The organism is Pseudodesulfovibrio sp. JC047, from assembly GCF_010468615.1.
GTDB lineage: Bacteria > Desulfobacterota > Desulfovibrionia > Desulfovibrionales > Desulfovibrionaceae > Pseudodesulfovibrio.
This window is the reverse complement of the sequence record NZ_WUEH01000001.1, coordinates 1-17060: the sequence shown is the minus strand read 5'-3', so window position 1 is coordinate 17060 and position 17060 is coordinate 1. Positions and strand designations below refer to the sequence as shown.

The 17060-nt window shown below is 44.8% G+C and carries 17 protein-coding genes; 5 read left to right on the top strand and 12 right to left on the bottom strand.

Annotated elements, in window-relative coordinates:
* The first annotated feature begins 86 nt into the window (after positions 1–86).
* From GO013_RS00085 to GO013_RS00075, 3 genes are all read left to right on the top strand, one after another.
* Positions 87–305: a hypothetical protein gene (locus GO013_RS00085; protein WP_163808006.1), complete on the top strand. Its 219-nt coding sequence runs from the start codon at positions 87–89 to the stop codon at positions 303–305.
* Positions 306–505: 200 nt separating this feature from the next.
* Positions 506–952, top strand: a complete 447-nt coding sequence (locus GO013_RS00080) for a hypothetical protein (protein ID WP_163808005.1) — start codon at positions 506–508, stop codon at positions 950–952.
* A gap of 272 nt (positions 953–1224) precedes the next feature.
* Entirely contained in the window at positions 1225–3471 is a 2247-nt protein-coding gene (locus GO013_RS00075; RefSeq protein ID WP_163808004.1) for a DotA/TraY family protein, read from the top strand.
* Between the two features lie 27 nt (positions 3472–3498).
* On the opposite strand, the gene GO013_RS00070 is transcribed toward GO013_RS00075, so the two are convergent.
* From GO013_RS00070 to GO013_RS00060, 3 genes are all read right to left on the bottom strand, one after another.
* Entirely contained in the window at positions 3499–3783 is a 285-nt protein-coding gene (locus tag GO013_RS00070) for a hypothetical protein (RefSeq protein ID WP_163808003.1), read from the bottom strand.
* A 68-nt stretch (positions 3784–3851) separates the two neighbouring features.
* Complete coding sequence (locus tag GO013_RS00065; protein WP_163808002.1) at positions 3852–4313, bottom strand: hypothetical protein; 462 nt, start codon at positions 4311–4313, stop codon at positions 3852–3854.
* Between the two features lie 30 nt (positions 4314–4343).
* On the bottom strand, positions 4344–4628 hold the full coding sequence (locus GO013_RS00060; protein ID WP_163808001.1) for a hypothetical protein: 285 nt from the start codon (positions 4626–4628) through the stop codon (positions 4344–4346).
* 89 nt (positions 4629–4717) lie between these two features.
* Here GO013_RS00060 and GO013_RS00055 point away from each other — a divergent pair, with 89 nt between their 5' ends.
* Together GO013_RS00055 and GO013_RS00050 are read left to right on the top strand one after the other, a co-directional pair.
* A complete protein-coding gene (locus tag GO013_RS00055) occupies positions 4718–5476 on the top strand; it encodes an AAA family ATPase (RefSeq protein WP_163808000.1) in 759 nt (252 codons plus the stop codon).
* A gap of 47 nt (positions 5477–5523) precedes the next feature.
* Complete coding sequence (locus GO013_RS00050; protein WP_163807999.1) at positions 5524–5751, top strand: hypothetical protein; 228 nt, start codon at positions 5524–5526, stop codon at positions 5749–5751.
* A gap of 246 nt (positions 5752–5997) precedes the next feature.
* Here the strand turns inward: GO013_RS00050 and GO013_RS00045 are convergent, their stop codons facing one another.
* The 9 genes from GO013_RS00045 to GO013_RS00005 form a co-directional block, all read right to left on the bottom strand.
* Entirely contained in the window at positions 5998–7023 is a 1026-nt protein-coding gene (locus GO013_RS00045; protein ID WP_163807998.1) for a hypothetical protein, read from the bottom strand.
* A 1-nt stretch (position 7024) separates the two neighbouring features.
* Positions 7025–9469 carry a hypothetical protein gene (locus GO013_RS00040; RefSeq protein WP_163807997.1) on the bottom strand — a complete coding sequence of 815 codons (2445 nt, stop codon included), beginning with the start codon at positions 9467–9469 and terminating at the stop codon, positions 7025–7027.
* Positions 9466–10311: a hypothetical protein gene (locus GO013_RS00035; RefSeq protein WP_163807996.1), complete on the bottom strand. Its 846-nt coding sequence runs from the start codon at positions 10309–10311 to the stop codon at positions 9466–9468. The genes GO013_RS00040 and GO013_RS00035 overlap by 4 nt, the downstream gene beginning before the upstream one ends.
* Complete coding sequence (locus GO013_RS00030; RefSeq protein ID WP_163807995.1) at positions 10304–11260, bottom strand: hypothetical protein; 957 nt, start codon at positions 11258–11260, stop codon at positions 10304–10306. The genes GO013_RS00035 and GO013_RS00030 overlap by 8 nt, the downstream gene beginning before the upstream one ends.
* Before the next feature lie 6 nt (positions 11261–11266).
* Positions 11267–12586, bottom strand: a complete 1320-nt coding sequence (locus GO013_RS00025; RefSeq protein WP_163807994.1) for a GTPase-associated system all-helical protein GASH — start codon at positions 12584–12586, stop codon at positions 11267–11269.
* Between the two features lie 33 nt (positions 12587–12619).
* Positions 12620–13903 (bottom strand): effector-associated domain EAD1-containing protein, encoded by a 1284-nt coding sequence (locus tag GO013_RS00020; RefSeq protein WP_163807993.1) that lies wholly within the window; start codon positions 13901–13903, stop codon positions 12620–12622.
* A gap of 599 nt (positions 13904–14502) precedes the next feature.
* Complete coding sequence (locus tag GO013_RS00015; RefSeq protein WP_163807992.1) at positions 14503–15465, bottom strand: nucleotidyl transferase AbiEii/AbiGii toxin family protein; 963 nt, start codon at positions 15463–15465, stop codon at positions 14503–14505.
* Positions 15462–16193 (bottom strand): DUF6088 family protein, encoded by a 732-nt coding sequence (locus GO013_RS00010; RefSeq protein WP_163807991.1) that lies wholly within the window; start codon positions 16191–16193, stop codon positions 15462–15464. The genes GO013_RS00015 and GO013_RS00010 overlap by 4 nt, the downstream gene beginning before the upstream one ends.
* Before the next feature lie 650 nt (positions 16194–16843).
* Positions 16844–17060 (bottom strand): transposase (locus GO013_RS00005; protein ID WP_163807990.1); only part of this gene is annotated, 217 nt, incomplete at its 5' end.

Here is a 17060-nt window from a genome sequence, read left to right as displayed (position 1 = left end):
TTGAAACAAATGTCTAATTTGGTGTTGACCAATTAATTCATATTTGAAATTATGATTTCATAAATGAAACACTATGGAGGTGAAGCATGGTGAGTGCAAATTTGTTAGATTTCAAAAATCAAAGTCCTGCCGAATTTGAGACACTGGCCGACCAAGTAGGTGCTTTTGTCTTGGATCAGAATGAGTTGCGTGAGCTTTTGGACACGGCAGGTCGGGCAGCAAAGGAGACGGAAACGTATAAAAATCTCCAAGGCCTTTTTTTACGCCGTGAAATCATGAGAACTGCACCTTTTGGCAATGCATGATTCATATGATCAAATAAATCACAAAATAAAAAGGACTCGAAGCAATTCGAGTCCTTATGATTTGATCAATTTTTCAAAATTTATACAGATAAAATTGGAAAAACTACTGTTTTTTAGTGTTTTGTTTGCCGCAACACTAGAGGTGTGATATTCTTTTCTCAATTTATGCATATAAATTTTAGAATATTTGGGAGCAATAAATGAGACCTATTAAAACAGCGAAACGGCTTGTTGATTGGGAAGAACACAAAAAGCTAAGGCGTCATATTGGCCAAATGCTCCGCAGCACTCTTCCCAGAAAGCCAATGGCTCTTGACGATCCCGGCGCGCCGGACATGACAAACTGGCCCGAGGTGGAAAAACACTGGGGTTTTACAGAAAGAGACAGGCCACGCCTCATCAGGGCATATAAACTTCACAGATGGATCGCGTTTATTCCCTTATTGCTGATGGGTTTGGTGGTTTGGGACCAGGTGTTTATTTTCGGCTTCCCCACTTTGAATAGTTTATTGATATCCTTCCTTCTTCTGGCTCTGAGCTGGATTATCTTTGTCAGCTCTTCATGGCGCTTATGGATGCTCAAAAATAGAAAATTTCAACCCCTTATTGTTTGGATAGGAGTAAAAAATGATGAAAAGTATCTTTAGTACCCTGCGTGTTCTTTGTAACATCCTGTTTTCTTTCATACTTGCTTTTTATTCTATCTTTTTTTTTGTGTGGCACACCACGGAAATTCAATATTACAAGTGGTGGGGTAATGTGCTCGTATACTCAATGATTATTTTCGCCTGTGTCTACAGCCTCCCTCGGCTTTGGTGGAGTGTGATGGTCCTTTCGCGCAACAAGGATTCTGAGTTTCGTCCTTGGGCAAAATCACAGGTCAGTCGGCTGACCGCGCTTCTCTAAGACTAGGTGCAACATGAAAAATCCATATTCTTTACCTGTGGATCCGGCGCAGGGCTTTTCTCTGCCAACAATTAACCCGCACGATCTTTCCGCCCGTTTGTTGGACGCCGTTTTCGGCCCTGGGTGGCACTCTTTGAACGTCGGCGGTGATCCCGGCTCAGGCGGCAATGCAGCAGTGTCAGTTCTTTTGCCTATTTTTGAGCAATTAAATTGGCTCGGTACAAGTGCCATAATCATCATCTTTATTTGGGTATACTTAACAGGCTGCATAGGCACAGCCTCGGAAGGAAAGCCTCTGGGTGAGAAATATCACACCGCCTGGGTACCGATTCGCATTGCTACCTCGCTCGGAGCAATTGCGCCCGTCGCCAAAGGTTTTTGCCTACTGCAAATCGGAATTCTTTGGTGCGTCGCCTTCAGCATTCAGTTTGCAAATTGGATGTGGTACGTGGCACTCGACTATCAGGAAAAACAGGTTGGCCAGATCGTGGCCAGCCTGCCTCCCAAGGTGGCCGAGCAAGCGGATGAATTGGTGAAAACAATTTTTATAAATCAGGTGAATCAAGAGCGTTGGAATCATTTTTACGGCGATCCAGACTCTCCACTATACAATCCCATAGAAGGCGACACTATTTATGAGCGGCGAGAAGAAGAAAGGGCCGGTCAGAAATATATTTTACTTGTGTGGAATGGTCCCAAATCGATCCGCGACACAGGAATGGGATATATCAGAATGCCTTTAATGAGTGATTCTTCCATCCAAAATAAACACGAAAATCTCATTAAAAAACTTGTTCTTGAATGCAATTCGATCGCAAAACCATTTGTGAGAAATGAAGCGCTTGTGAGTAAGGAAGCGTTTCCTGTATCTCCCCAAAAAAAGCTCTGGCTCGCTGCGGACGCATATAAAAAAGAGCTCCGGGAATTTATATCTGATTATTACAAGAAGGAAGTACCGGAAAAGCGAAAAGCAGCTTTTGAGGATTTCAAACGCGAGGCCTTGTGGCGCGGTTGGGTCAGTGCTGGTGCCTATGCATGGACAATGTCAGGTTTTCTGGAAGGGCTGAATCAAGAACTTAAAACATTTCCGACCGCCTTCAAGCCAGGGAATAATGCTTTGCCAATAGGCGATAGCAACCTCGCCCCCTTAATCTCGGAAAAAGGAAGTTCGATTATACTTTCTAGGGCTAGCCAGGTGGCCAAGGAAGCTTTCGACATGTCAGCGGCGGCAGAAGCTGGCAAAGGCGGCAATGAGGAAGGCACTCTCTCCACGATGTTTAACGAGTTTTTTAGGGGAATGATTACGTACGTGATCCATGGAATGAACTCGGGTGACCCCATTGTTTCGATGTCTGAAGTAGGTCACAAATTGGTAGCAACTGTCCACGGATACATAACCGCAATTATTGCGATTAAAGCAGGAGCCTCAGCAGTTGAACATGCCTCGGAAAATGGTTGGGTTGGAAAGATCGGGAACTGGTTATCTGGCGGGATCACCGGCGCATTGATAAAAGCCGGCAACAAGGTCGTTCAAGGATTGGGAGATTTCGCTATCGTTGGCGTTATACCCCTATACCTTGCAGGCTTGGCCATGGCCTTTCTTTTGCCGGCGCTGCCGTTCATCATCTGGTGGGGAGCTGTGGTCAGTTGGTTGATTCTGGTTATAGAAAGCTTGGTAGCTGCACCAATTTGGTGCCTAGCTCACGCAATGCCTGAAGGTCAAGGCTTCGCCGGCCAGCATGGAAGATCCGGTTATATACTCCTGGTGAGTATATTACTCCGCCCTCTTCTTATGCTCCTTGGTCTTATCGTCGCCTTGATAATAATTGCCGTCATAGGCCCAATCATATCGGAAAGCGCGGAGATTATTATTTCATCAGCTCCGATGCTTCCAGGAGGCACGGAGAGAAACATTGGGCTAGCCGGCACTATTTTTTATATATTCTTTTTCTGCGCCTTTATCCTTTTCCTCTGCAATAAGCTTTACCAGCTCATTAACCACCTGCCTGACAACATCATGCGTTGGCTTGGACAGATGGGAGCTGGTGCTCAACTCATGAACGGTGCCGAGGATCACATGCGCGGATCTACGAACCAGGTCTTTGGTGTCTTTACTACAACCGCGCAGGCCGCTGGAGGTGGTGGGACGCCATCTGATTCTGATTCTGATTCAAATTCAGGGAAGGATGAAGATGCCGCTTTGAATAACAAATCGAGACGCAACTTTAGCACTTCAAAAAATGGAAGGATGGGCGGATAATAAAAAGGGGCGTAAATCGCCCCTTTTTTATGACAGCTCGGCTACATGCCTTTCAAAATCTTTTTGAACCTCTTTTTCATCATATTCAACGCCAAATCTATCCAGGTACTCATAGAACAAATTCTTCATGGCGTCTCTCTGAGTGGCAATTACGTCTAACTCTTCATCCAACTCACGAATTCTATATTTATAAGCCTCAGCATTTTGACGATGCTTCTGGAGGATCTTATCGGTCGCTTTTTTGTTGTAGCCCTTCTTAATTATCGCAGGCTGGCAGCTCCCAAAACCGAAGAGGCTTGTGTTCTTACTCATTTTTTGACTCCTCTCGAAATCCCTATGTCTAGGTCATGTATGTCTCACGGGCCCTTCTTGTCGAAAGTTTAATTGTCTTCAGAATTAGCTTCATGGACTGTGCTGTCCATTTTCATTTTATCAAGTTTCTTTTGCTCGACATCGAGTTGATTGCCGTGGAGTTGGGCCACCGTTGGCTCTCCAACGTGGTCTTTGGGAGACCGTGGTTCTATGTCTGAACGTAAAATGCAAGGGCCAGAATAATTAATATCTTTTAGCCACTTGTAGGCAGCCTTTTCGGAGAAATATCTGATTTTATTTTTTTGGGTAAGAAGGAAGAATGAGTGCTGCCGCCGGGTCGTAATTACAGCGAAAAAGAATCTTGGGGGTTCTCGATCTTTGTACTTAAAATCTCTGGTTCCAGCAATCTCGCGGAATTCAATTTCGAACGGTGTTCCCATTTTGATGGAGTTCTTTAGTGCGGGTTCGTAAATTGGCTCCCATTCCCAAGACATTATTTCGATTTCATCTTGGTTTGCAGTTACAAGCATTTTTTGCCTCTCAATTTGTCAGAATATGTTTTATGATATGTCAATCTTGTTGAATTGATCAGTTAAACTGTGATTGTAGTCTACGTCAAATACAATATGAGTTCCTGTCTTCATTTCGAGGGACCAGTTGATAGCAGCTTTTGCTGTAAATTTGCGTATGTGATCTTTTTGAGTGTGAAGTATGTTGTCTCTGTCGTTAACACGAACTACGCTGATATATTTGTCTTTTCCGTTTTCAGCAGGGGTAAATATCACGTCAACTATGACTCCATTTGAAATTATGTGCTTAACCTGAGCTTCTGAGATCTTGTTCATTGTTGCCTCTTGATTTATCAAAAAATACAAATTAATGATTGCATTGTGCTAATGGAATGTCAAGTTTGATGTTTTAAATGGGAGGACGAGTGAAATCGAAAGTTTGTGCCTTTGCGAACCAAAAGGGGGGCGTTGGAAAGACAACCACCGTGAATAACCTTGGTGTGGCCATTGCCAAGGCTGGATATAAGGTTCTGTGTGTCGATCTCGATGCTCAGGCAAATCTTACGGATGGTCTTGGTGTGGACCCCTATGGCGTTGGGCAGAGTGTGTTTGACTTGCTCAAAGGGCAACCTGTTGAGCGAATGATCCTTGATGTTGGGGATGTTCATCTGCTTCCAGCGTCGCAGCTTTTGGCCACAGCAGATCTCGAATTCTCAGGTCGAATCGCTAGAGAGCAACTTTTGCGGAAGGGGCTTAAGTCTATTTTGAGTTCCTACGATTACATCATGCTGGATTGTCCACCCAATCTTGGGCTGCTGACGGTAAATGCATTTGTCGCAGCGACACATGTCTACTTCGTGTCTGAGGCGGAATACTATGCATTGAGCGGCTTGGGGTTGATTTGGACGACTTTTGAAGCGTGCAAGGAACTAAACTCAACCGTCGAACTGGCTGGCGTAATTGTGACACAGTATGACAGGCGAAAAGTTCTTCATCGGGACGTTGTTCGATCCATCGGAGAGCAAGGGCAATTTGTAAATAAGGTTTTCGAGACGAAGATTCGTTGCAACGTCGATTTGGCCAGCGCTCCAAGTCATGGCTTGTCGATTTTTGAATATGCTCCAAAAGCTAATGGTGCATTTGATTATGCTCAGTTAGCGCGTGAATTTTTGCGGAAATTTTAATGTACCAATGTACATTTGTATCAAGATATAAATGGAGTTTCATACAAATGGCTAAGCCCAAGGGATTAGGACAGCGCTCTAGTGTTCGTCAGGTTAAAGCGATCGAGACAATAATTGGGAAAACTGGTGGGGCACCAATGAAGAAGTCTAAGAATGTTGAATTCGATATGGCGCTGTACCAAAGGCTTCGGAGAGCTGCTTTTGAAATGGACCGAAAGGAGGTTCATTTGATACGTGAGGCTCTAGATGAATACCTTGAAAACAAAGGGTATTGATACGATTGATGGTGTGAATCTTGGCTAGGTAATCCCCCCAAGGGCAAGACTGGCCGAGGTAGCATAGCCTCTACTTTTCAAACCTACTAGAAATGGGAGGATTACCGCTAGTTTCTATATGAGCTTTCGAGAGTTTTTGTTTACGTACAAATATTCACATGTTTGTACATTTGTATGTTGTTGTGTTTCTTTTGGCGTGTCTGTGTTGTTGGGGGGGCGTATTTAAAGGGAGTCCGTAAGACTGGGCTACGAGTACGATCTCATGTTGTCGCCATAGCCTGGCTGCCATTGCCCCCACAAGTTTGGATACCGGACAATGCGAAGGACAGAGCCTGCATAAATAATGTTGGGAATGCAATGATGTTGATAATTATTGTCTGGTTCATAATGGGCCACCGGGCGAAGATGCAAGAATTTACTAATGTCTTTTTGTTTTCTCAGGAAAGCAAAGCCAAGGTTGGGGACTGCCAATAAATCGAATGGTTCATTTCCGTTTTCTTCTAATGCTTTTTTTAGCCGTTTTTCTAATTTTTCCAGTTGGTCGCGTGAATTGGCGTGAAGGGTTAGGAATTCATCAATGTATGGGTATATTGCTGAATACATCTCCATTGATTGCTTGGTAGAAAATGCATCCAACAAGATCGCAACATTTTCGTAAAAATTTGGGAGACGGTAAAGTTCTTCCTGGTAGCTACTTGGTTCCTGACACTTTTTAAAGCGGGCTATAAGTCGGTGCCAGTACGATTGAGGGGCTTGTGGTTTGTGGTCCTCAAAGTCCTCGTCAAGTCTCGTGAGAAATTGAAGCCGACTAATGATGCCCATACCATGATCTGAGTCAAGAGCTGGGTCATAAATGTCTTTGACTACTTCAGTTATGTCATGAAAGTTGTGCCTCAGGTGTTTTTGAAATCTAGGAGGGTCATAATTGTCAAAATGTTCGTAGATCTTTTGGTATGCTTTTCCTGCAACGCTTGTGAGCTCTTTGACAATTTTTCTTAACTCATCAGATACTTCGATAAGGGTCTTTTGATGGTGTCGCGAAATGTCAAAATGATTCTTTTGTGAGGCAAGTTCTTGATAGAGCAGAGATGTTTGTTGATAGTATAAAGATTCTTTCTGTAATTTTTCAATTTCAATTTGATGGCGTATTGTAGTCTTTGTGGCCTTTCTCGATTTAAAGTACGCAAATAGGGAAATTAAGCAGCTAGTCCCTAAAATAATTACAGTCGCAACAGTCGATGCGTCTTTTATCATATTTTGAATTTCAAGCATTTTAAAAGAGTCTCCTCTTGCGGTTGAGTAATTGCCACATATCTTTTAGTTCTTTCAGTTCCTGATTGTGTGGGATTTCTTTTTCAAGAGCCTCAAGCAAGGCACCTACACCACCTTTTAGCTTCCCGTCTTCTGCACGAAAAACAGCATGCTGCCATTGAGATTCTGGTGTGCCATACAGTTCAAGGTGTTTCCTTTTCCCGCCAGCGCGTTCCCAAAGGTCGTGCAAACCATCGGTAACGGTGTCTGCGCCCAGTCGGGCTATTTCAAGAAGAAGCTGTTTCTTGTCAGCAGGATCGATGGAGGAGCTCGGCGTCTTGGAAAATTTCAAACGCAGCTGGCTCAGAATTGGCAATAAATCGGAGCAGGAATTTGCTAGTTTTTTCAAGCTGCGTTCATGTAAACTGCGCTTGTAAATATCTTGAGCAATTTTCTTCCAGGATAACGCTTGTATGTGGCTTCCAAGGATGTGGCTGATAGTTGCTATTTCATCACCAGAGAGCTTTGTGAGCCACTTTCTTACGGCTTCTTCTTCAATGTTTGCATCCCATTGGAAAAGGCTGGCTATGAATTGGGCAGAGGGAGGAGCTAAAATCAGTTCCTTGAATACCTCTTTTAGAACATATGGGCTTGGGAGAGAGAGTGTGTGGCCTGCATTGACTTTGGTGATCAATACTTGTGCTACCTGCTTGGCCAAGGCTGTCTGTTCGTCCATTGGCAAGATGGAAAGGACCTTGTCGAGCTGGGGAAAGGCGAGTGCGTTTTCTGAAAGATCTTCGGCAAGAGTTTTAGCAAGACCGTAGGAAGTGCCCCCTTCAAGAATGGCGTTAAGAAGGTCCGTTTTTGCTGTGTCAGTATCTACTCTATCTGGCCACGTGGCCCCACCGTGTTGGATGTGTTCTGCCCAAAGGCGGCGCCATGAATCAACTGCTGGGTCGAGAGAGTCTATCAATGAACTGTCGTTAACTGTTCTCTGAGCGACACTCGCTACTGGGGTAGATTCGGGGTGGGAAAGATATTCTGTTAGAACGGCTTTGCCTGGCAGTGAATTGAGTAGGTAAACAAGCCCGTCCATTGCGCTAGTCGGGAATGCTCGCTGTATTGTAAAGGCAACCGCTGGACTTGATTCTTTGCCCGCAGCCCAGGCGTGCAGCCTGGACCAGCCAAGTCTTTTACAAAACTCCCGTATGATGGGGAACGAAGAGTTTGGCAACTGACTTCCGTCGGCAACGGCGAGCAGTTGGTCCTCATTGCTTGACGAGCTTGAAAGCAATGATTGTATGATTTCGATTGATGCGCCAAGTGCAACCCATTGCAGAGTCGCTGTGGCCCATTTAGGTGATAACTTGGTTAGTTTTTTAGTGAGTGCGCTTTGGATAGATTTTTGCCACCAAGTTTGTTGGGTATCTGGTTCTAAAAAAGACAGTAGCTGGACAGCGTCTGATGCCTCTTTTGCAATAAGTCGAGTTCCAATCCAGGTGGATATTTCGTTTTCAAGGAACTTGTTTGCTGGAATTTGATTGCTGTCTAGATTGGCAAGGGCGTTGATGAACTTTGCAGATGCATTTTGTATATGGTCGTGGACAACTTCCAAAGCTTCTTGTTTAAGCTGATTGGCTTGTGAGATTTGAGGGGCTAATGTTGCTATGGTTCTCAAAAAGCTTAAGGCGCTATCCGGGGTGTTATTGTCTCGGAAATTGTCAAGATGAGCAGCAGCTCGGGCAAATTTATTTATATTGATAAGTGCGGGACCAGTCTCTGGAGAAGCATGAATGATTTCATCAATTGTATCGTCCGTAGCACCAGACAGCCATAGTGCTCCGCGTCCTATCTTACCAAGAGCAGTATTGCCGTCGAAGATGGGATAGTGGCTCCAATGTTGAGCTCTGGTAGGTGGAGTTCCAAATAGAATTGGATTTGCTTGCCATTCGCCTCCCTGGGGAGGTTGACCGGCTACGCAGACAGAAAAGTGTTCACGGGCGCTTGGCCATAATTGTTTCCAGAGGGCTGCCAACAAGCCTGGCCATAAATCTAAATCTTTTATGACAGGTTGTTTTTGAGAGCGCGAGAGTAATGCTTCGGCTGTGTTGCTGAGCAGCGAGTTTGGAGGAGATAGTATTTGCTCGATACCACATAACTCTTCTAAAAACGGGCTTAGATCATCGATGCTGCCGATATCTTTAATTCGCCAAATCGCAACTTCGCTTTTAGCCATTCCGGAGCGTTTGGCTTTCTCGTCAGGGGTTGTCCACCATAACGCCCACCATTCTTCAATGGGGCTACATCCTACCGATGGCCACCAGACTTCGCCTGGAGATGTCGGAAACTGGGGTTTGTCCGTTAGCCCCAGCAGGCTCGTTGGGAGTTCTCCATTAGCCTTGTCCCATGTAAGAAGGGCGTGACTGTTATCGTATTCACCGTATTGGGCTCTAAATGGTTTGATCACAACTCTTCCAGTAACCAGGCCAAAGGTTTACTGAGATCGGGGTCTTCATTGCTACCATTGGGAGGGACAATCCAACCTTGATATTCTGGACCTTCATCAATGAAATCATCATTATTGGAATCTGGTTCGAGGAGGCAGCCTAAAGACGATAGTCCCCAAACGCTATAAGCTTCTGGAACCCAATTGGATTGGATGAAAGAAGATACAAGAGGTAAATAGCTGTTCAATACTTCGTGGGGAGAGAGATCTTTTGTTTCAATTTCATCATAACAAGATAGCAGTACAATTAGACGAGGAGTCTCGAGGCGGTGAGCAATACCTTTGCTAGCAATGTGCAGAAGAATTTGTAAAAGCTCTACAATACGAGCATTTGCATCCCACTCATTTTCTATGTCTGCAATTCTCGGATTACCTTCTCTCTTGAGTAGATTCGGTAAGTTTTCCTTATAAGTCGTTTCGGAGTTGAGGCGGATTAGCAAGACCCAGCCTGTTGAAGTCTCAAGGCGTGTTTGCCATTGTTCCGAGACTTGTCGATCGTCGGTTATAGCTTTTAACTGCTCGCCCCCGTAATCAGGCCAATTAAGGTCAATTGCTCTTCCTGATTCATCTTCCAATTGCAACTGAATGTCTTCCCATGTTGTGGCCGAGGTATGCCCTGCAGCACATCCTTCCTCCAAGCTGTTCAGGACTTCTTCGAGGATACGAAGATTTTCAGGTGTGGCTCCTTGTCCTCGCATTTGTAAAACACCAGGATTGCGCTGGAGCCTTCCATAGAGTTGGCCTGCATAATGTGTTTTCCCACTGTTGGGACCACCAAGTAACAAAAGTTCAGGATTAGCCACGGTCCCCCCTATAGGCTTCAAACGGTTGAGCTTTGACAATTGGTTCGACTAGTTGGTTCATCCGGCTGGGAAGCCAACAAGGAAAAATGACACTTTCCAATGCGGCCTTTAGGGTTTCAATGTCGTTAATCGTTGTTTCGATCTCGGTTGCATGTGGTATGTTTTTATAAAGAGCTTTTTTTACGGATTCCTTGATTTTTTCTGGTGGTGTGACATCGCTTTTGGCCCAGACAAGAGTGGTAGGCCTGTCGTTAACATGGTTTGCCACTCTTTCTATGAGCTGGCGTATCTCACTCCTTGCGTGGCCTCGGCCTCGTCCAGGGGCGGATAGACGTTCACAATCAGCGAAGATTAAGAAGGCGTCTGAGTTACCTACTACCCATCGAGCGCCTTGCGACAGATCATTTTTTTCATCTATTGCCCAACTTGAAAACCATTCGCCTGGAGCATCTGTCATCAAAACATCTCGTAGCTCTTCGTTGGTTCCTCTGAGCGCAACGTGCATGAGCCCTGGAACCCGGTTGGTGCCTCGTGGGGTGTGTGGCGGGAACGTGGGACCCTTTGCTGGGTCATCGAAACGTGTAAAGGCAGCTAATGATTCCCATGCGCCAAGCGTTCTGGAGCCTGCAAATTGAGCATTGGCCATGGGGTGGCCTGCTAACAGGTTTTGATAACAGCCGGTTAAAAGAGTTGTTTTCCCTGCATCGTGTGCCCCTAGCACACCTATCAGCATTGATCGTCCACGGGGTAAGAGGCTTGAAAGGTCAGCCATCCCCAGTGTGCTACCAGACCAGGGGACTCTGGCGGCAGTGTAGCTTTGCTCTTTGTCTTCAGATGAGCCTGCTTTCTTTTTAGACCAGCATTCACACTCTGTCGGATTGAGGTGTCCGCGGGCGCAAGATTCACCCTCATCAACAAAGCAATTTTTGTTTGTGCAATGTCCTGGCATATTCGTTTACCTCCTGGAGATATGCTCCGCCTGTTCTTGCCTGAACAAAGCGTGTGCAAATTCCGGTAGGCTTATTTCGTCTTCATTGCCGTATGCCGTGCGTTCGATTGTTGCATCAATATCCAGTTTGTTTTTTTTGAGAGCTATAGCAATGGCATCCCTTAGGCTTAAGCATCCGTTTTCCGGAGCGTCGAAAATGTCTTCTCGCCAATCCGAAGGGAGTTCATTTCGCTTTTCATGAATTGTCTTAAGGAGCTCCTGTATCGAAATCTTTTCATCAAAATCGGCACCAGGCAAACGATTGACGGCTTCAGCCAAAACATATCCGACACTGGCTGGCGTCGGCGTTGTCAGCTGTTCGAGAATGTCGATCGCCATTGCAACGGAAGCAATCTCAATTGGCAATTGTCTATAGCTGGTTTGCAGCGATGTAGAATATAGTGTCTCGTACCACCAAAGAGTGTTGAGTCGGAGTTGCTCAGCTTTAGTTCTTTTTTCAGTGGTATCGATGACGTCTTTAATCCATCGTCTCTGGCTGGCTAGTTCTTCTTTTAGGTTGTCAATAATGGCAGTTTGAGAGGATACTATTTGCTTGTTTAATTCTGCCTGACCGTCGATTGCAGCTTCGGCAATCCCTTCAAATTCATCAGCAAGTAGCCCGGTCATACGATCCGTAAAGTCCCACGACCAGTCTTGGCCTTGTGATGCCCAGTAGCGGTTTGCGGGGTATTCTCCAGTCGATTGATTATTGTAGTTTTGGCCGGCGGCTGCAGCTACTCGTAGCTTGAGATCTTCTTTGTCGAGGCTATATGCTGGCGTTTTAGGTATGACGGGGGCTTTAAGTTTTGATGTCGGGTTTTTCTTTTTGTGAGGCAAAGGGAGTGGTTGCGTGGCAAATTCTTCATATTTTGTTGCTGCTATTTTGAGCAGCCGCTTAACCGCTGGAGCCTCTTTGCCTAAATTGGTAAATGGCAATGTGTCTGCTGCGGTGAGCCACAGAACAGCTGCATTAGTGTTTTTGGCAATCTGGTCGCATGCATCCAAAATAATGGCTCGCAGAAGTTTGATTGGGGTGTCCGGATGTACGGAACTCATCGATTTCCATTCTGCGGTCAGGGCCTTTTTGGCCATAATGATTGCAGGATCGTCTTTTGCTACATCTGGGTTCAGGCCTGCAAGGATTGCTCTGATAATCAACGCTGGATTGTCGTTGAATTCTTCTGCAACAGACTCTGCTGCCTTTTCGAATTTTTCAAATAGTTCATCGTCGCCGCCGAGTTTGTCGATCAGGCCAGCTTCCAGAAGTTCAGTCAGAAGTTCAGACATTCTTGCCTCCAATGAATTGCTATCTATCGAATGCTAGTTGTTTAAATGCTTTAATAGTGTGGGGTTGTTCGGCAAGTCGTCTAGCGCTGCCTGAAGTAGCTTCTTAGGCGTTACTGATGCCCCTTGAATACTTTTGTTCCAAAGTCGTTGCCACAAGTCTTTGGGGCGAGGGTTGTTCTCAACTTCTCCCTTGCGGCCTCCAGCTCTTTCCCAGACAGAGCGGGCATCTCGCGTGTCTGGATACTCTTCAGCTAGGATTTCAATAAGATCTACCGGTACTTCTGAGCCCGATGCTACTGGGGGAGTTCTGCTAGCAGGAGGCTGGAGCAAGTCCTTTGATTGCCTCAAAAGCGAAATGAGTACCTCAGCTGAGGCTCTAGCAGCAAACTCTCGATAGCGATCGTCTTTGAGTGGGTCTCCACAGTCAGAAACGCCCTTGGCTACAATAGCTGGGATAGTGTTGAAGCCCGCAAAGGTGCCAATTGCGCTTGCTTCCATTTCAACGCCAAGGGTTTTTCGCATTGATCCCTTGAGGTTCTCAAAAAAATGATCGTCTTCAATTACTGCAGCTCCTGTTGCAATAGGGGCTACGTGAATTGCGAATGGAGCTGGTGTAGGTAGGCCGGTAGGGTAGTCTCTAGCGAGTGCTTCTGCTTCTTTTCGTCCAGAGTTCGAAAGCTTAATCTCTCCGTCTACCCATTCTCTTTTTTTCAGCCGACTAACAACATTTTTCCAATCAGGACAGTATCTTGAAAAATCCTGATGTTGGTGGGGTGTGTGACCTTCGGTCATTGTCATTATGGCCCATTGTTCTTGATATTCGAGGGTAAGCTCAGGGCGAAGTTTTAACCATTCTTCTGATTCTGAGACGGACACATTTTGCATCCGCTGGACCCAAATTGGGGGTGGGTTCACCTGGTTAATGTCCCCTAAAAATTTTTTCTCCCCGTCTTGAGCTACGATTTTACCTGAGTCGTACGACCAGAGACGGTCAGCCAATATTACGTCACCCAGAGCGACCTTTCCGCGTTGACCACCACAAATGCCGCTCATGGCCACGCATTTTGCTGGTATATCTTGTAGAAGTACGCTTGCGAGGGCAAGAGCATTTTCTCTACCCATATGTGGAGCCCAGCTAGTACAAATGGTTAAAGGCTCGTCCGTTACTGATTCAAACGATCCTTTGGCGAGAGTCCACCCTTGGGGGCTTGTTTCATGTTGCCAACCAGGTTCGATGAGGCCATCACTGACTTGGAGAATTTGGTCGAATTCGTCTTTCAACGCACAGATTAAAAGTACATCAACTTGAGAGGGCATTATTATCCTTGCAGTGAATATTGTGTTATTTGTAGAATAACTTTAGATAGTCACTTCTGCAAGAATGTAAATGAGAAATGGTGAGAAAGTTGTTAATTATAAGAAATGGTTGACCAAAAGTATTCAATGACAAATATCTTGTTATTCATACTTCTTTGGTCGATTTTTTTGTTTAATGCCCTAAGGAATAGAGGCTGGGCCTTTTCTTCGTAGAATGCTTCACATTCATAAATGGATTGTGAATGCTAGAAATCGTCTTTTCCTTGAACATGAGTCAAGGGCTAAGAGTCTGTTGTGCAACTCGTGTGGGGCTCGCAGCATCATCGGCACGTTCTTAATATCAAGGTGGGCAGAGTGCGGCCGCAAGCTGTGCGGATTGCCGTTCAAGCTTTGTTGTGTAGCAGTGTCACACACCTCAATATGGCTTTGCGATAATCTTCAGGTTGATTGTTGGACCGAAGTTGTAATTGTGGTCTTTGACTATGGCCTTTCCTCGTAAAGCCAATTGGTTCGGAAATTGTGGCCAAATATTGTGGGTTATTGGGGGTGAAATCGTTAAGCATAGAATTATGAGTGTAGCTCACTCCCTTGGGGGGGGCTTAGCAGTCACATTCTTCCAGTCTGGCGCCAATGAGTTCTAAAGAGACTTGTACATCTTCCATAGGGGGGAGCTCCCCGAAGAGCATTCCGCTAAAGTCTCCTTCGTAAATGGGTCTGAGTTCAGGAAATATTTCGTCTGGGGTGCTGAAAAGGGAACATTGATAACATGGATTATCTAACCATGACTGGTCTCCTACTGGCGACGCCCCATCGTCTTCTTTTACGGCTTCAATCATTGGTTTGAATTCATCCCCTGAGATGAACTCTGCCATTTCCCCTACGGTTATGAGTCGATGGAGATCATATATATGTCTAATTTTTTCTCCTAAGCTTCCTATATGGTCTTCTCTAGTTGAAGCTTTTACGAGTGCCATGATTTTTTCAGCTAAGGTCCTTTCTACGTGTAATACATTGAAGTCGAAAGGTTCAAGCTCAAATTCTTCGATCAAGGCTGCATTGTCCGTACCGTGAAGGTATTCATAAATATATGAAGAAATTTGGACTTTTGACATGGGAAACGGTGTGGCAAAAGCGTTGGCCTCCACCAATAAGTTCGGGGAGATTTGGCCCCAATTGGTGTTGTCGATCTGTTTATCGTATTCGAAGTATATCTTTCGGCTTTTAGAGTATTTTCGTGAATTTTCAGTGTCTTCTGTTAGATCCTGGCCCGCTGTGTTTGTTATCGATCTGAGTTTTTGTTTCGTTTGGTTATTTGATCTGCCTTTTTCAGGGATTAATGCAAGGTCTAGGTCTTCTGAAAATCGTTCAATTATTTTATGGGCTTTCGACAGAGATGTTCCCCCCTTGAATACAATTTCTTCCGACAGGTCTGAGTTCGCCAACCGAAGGAGGGCAAGAGTCACCCAATAATCTTTTTCAACATAGAGATCCCGGATTCCTAGAGCCTGTGAAGTGGCTGTGATTGCATCGTTTAATGCCTGCGGATCAATGTGTAGATTCATTGAATTCTCCACTCTTCTTTGTTCGGGAGTTGGTCAGATGAAATTCCAATCGAATATTTGCTGTTGGGGTTAAGAGATTCTTTTATTATAGATGCATACGTTTTATAGCCCAAGGAATCAATGATGGCACCATACATAGCCTTGGTTGATGGTGGGTATTGCAATGCGTATGTCGTTAGCTTTTTTATTTCAGCAGACTCAAAAGAATCGATGATTTTTGTCATTGCTGATATCACATTGGTTGGGCTTGTGTCTTGTGCCTTTTTGATAAATCGAAGAGCGTCAAGTACCTGTAGGTAGTATATGTTTTCTTTGTTGATTTTTTTGACATAACTCTTGACATATTTGGCTGCTAGTCGGTTGCTGCTTTTCTTTTTGCTAGGGTCAGGGGTGGCTATGGTTGTTTCGTTTGGGACTTGTGTAGAGATTTTAAATAGTAAATATACCGCAAGGCCAGACAAGTAGCCTGTATATTTCCCATTTTTTAGCAGCATACTTTTCAAAATTTCATTGTCAGTTGGCTTGAGTTCTCCAAAGCGTGTTTTTTTGGCTTTGTAAAAGACTCCTTTTTTTTGGCGAACGAGGGTGCCGTTTTCAACTAGGCGTTGTAAAGTTTTAGCTAATGCTTGAGGAGATTCTTTATTTAATTCTTTAAAGTCATTATATGTAATTAGGCGACCAGCTTTCAGCCTTGCAACTTTTCTTTTGACTTGTTCGTAAATTTGCATGTTTTTTTACCTCCTATGAGGTAGATGCTATGGTTATTCAAGAATTTGTCAAGTTTTTATCAAGTTTTTTCTAGGGTAAACTTGACTAAATAATATCTTAAGTTGCTTTAAAATAACTAAAAAACTGAATTGGCATATCCTGTGCTTAACATGCTTGGTTTTGATTGAGTTTTTTAGTTCCTTTGAGGGGGAGCATTAAGCCTTGTCATTTTAAGCGTGCACCAGTTTGTGCACCATAATTCAATTAAATTTAGTGAAAGCGGTGCGCGATTTGATGAGGATGGTCGAACTTAGTGTCTGAAAGTATTGGTATTATTGAATGCTGCTGTTTCAGTAATACGCCTGCTAAGCGTGTAACGGGTGTTAAGCTCGTTCGAGAGTTCAAATCTCTCCTTCTCCGCCATATTTCAAGGGCTTACGATGTATGTCGTAAGCCCTTTTTCTTATGCGGCACCATGTCAAGAACTCCCTTTCTTCGTTGTTTTCTCTTTAATTAGGCCAGGCTTCACCCTCGCCTTATGGCGTATTAGTAATGTATTCCTTTTCTTATTCGTGCTCTGCGGCACCAAGTACCGATTCGGTACACTATCAATTGAGGATCGCCATTTTTGTGTCGTAGTCTGTGCTACCAAAAGCCCTTCGCGATCCGTTTATGACTGCGCCACTGGTAAGCTGAGCTTCCAGAGTAGCGCGGCCAGTTTACGAGCTAAAGCTGCAATCGCTTTTTGAGCAACTCCGCTTTGGCTGTAAATTCGATTGTAGAAACCTCTTGCCCATTCATCCTTTTGCTTCCAGATCCACGCTGCTTCGATGAGCAAACTTCGCAAGCGTCGTTGTCCAACAGGGCGTAAGCGCCCTTTGCCTTTG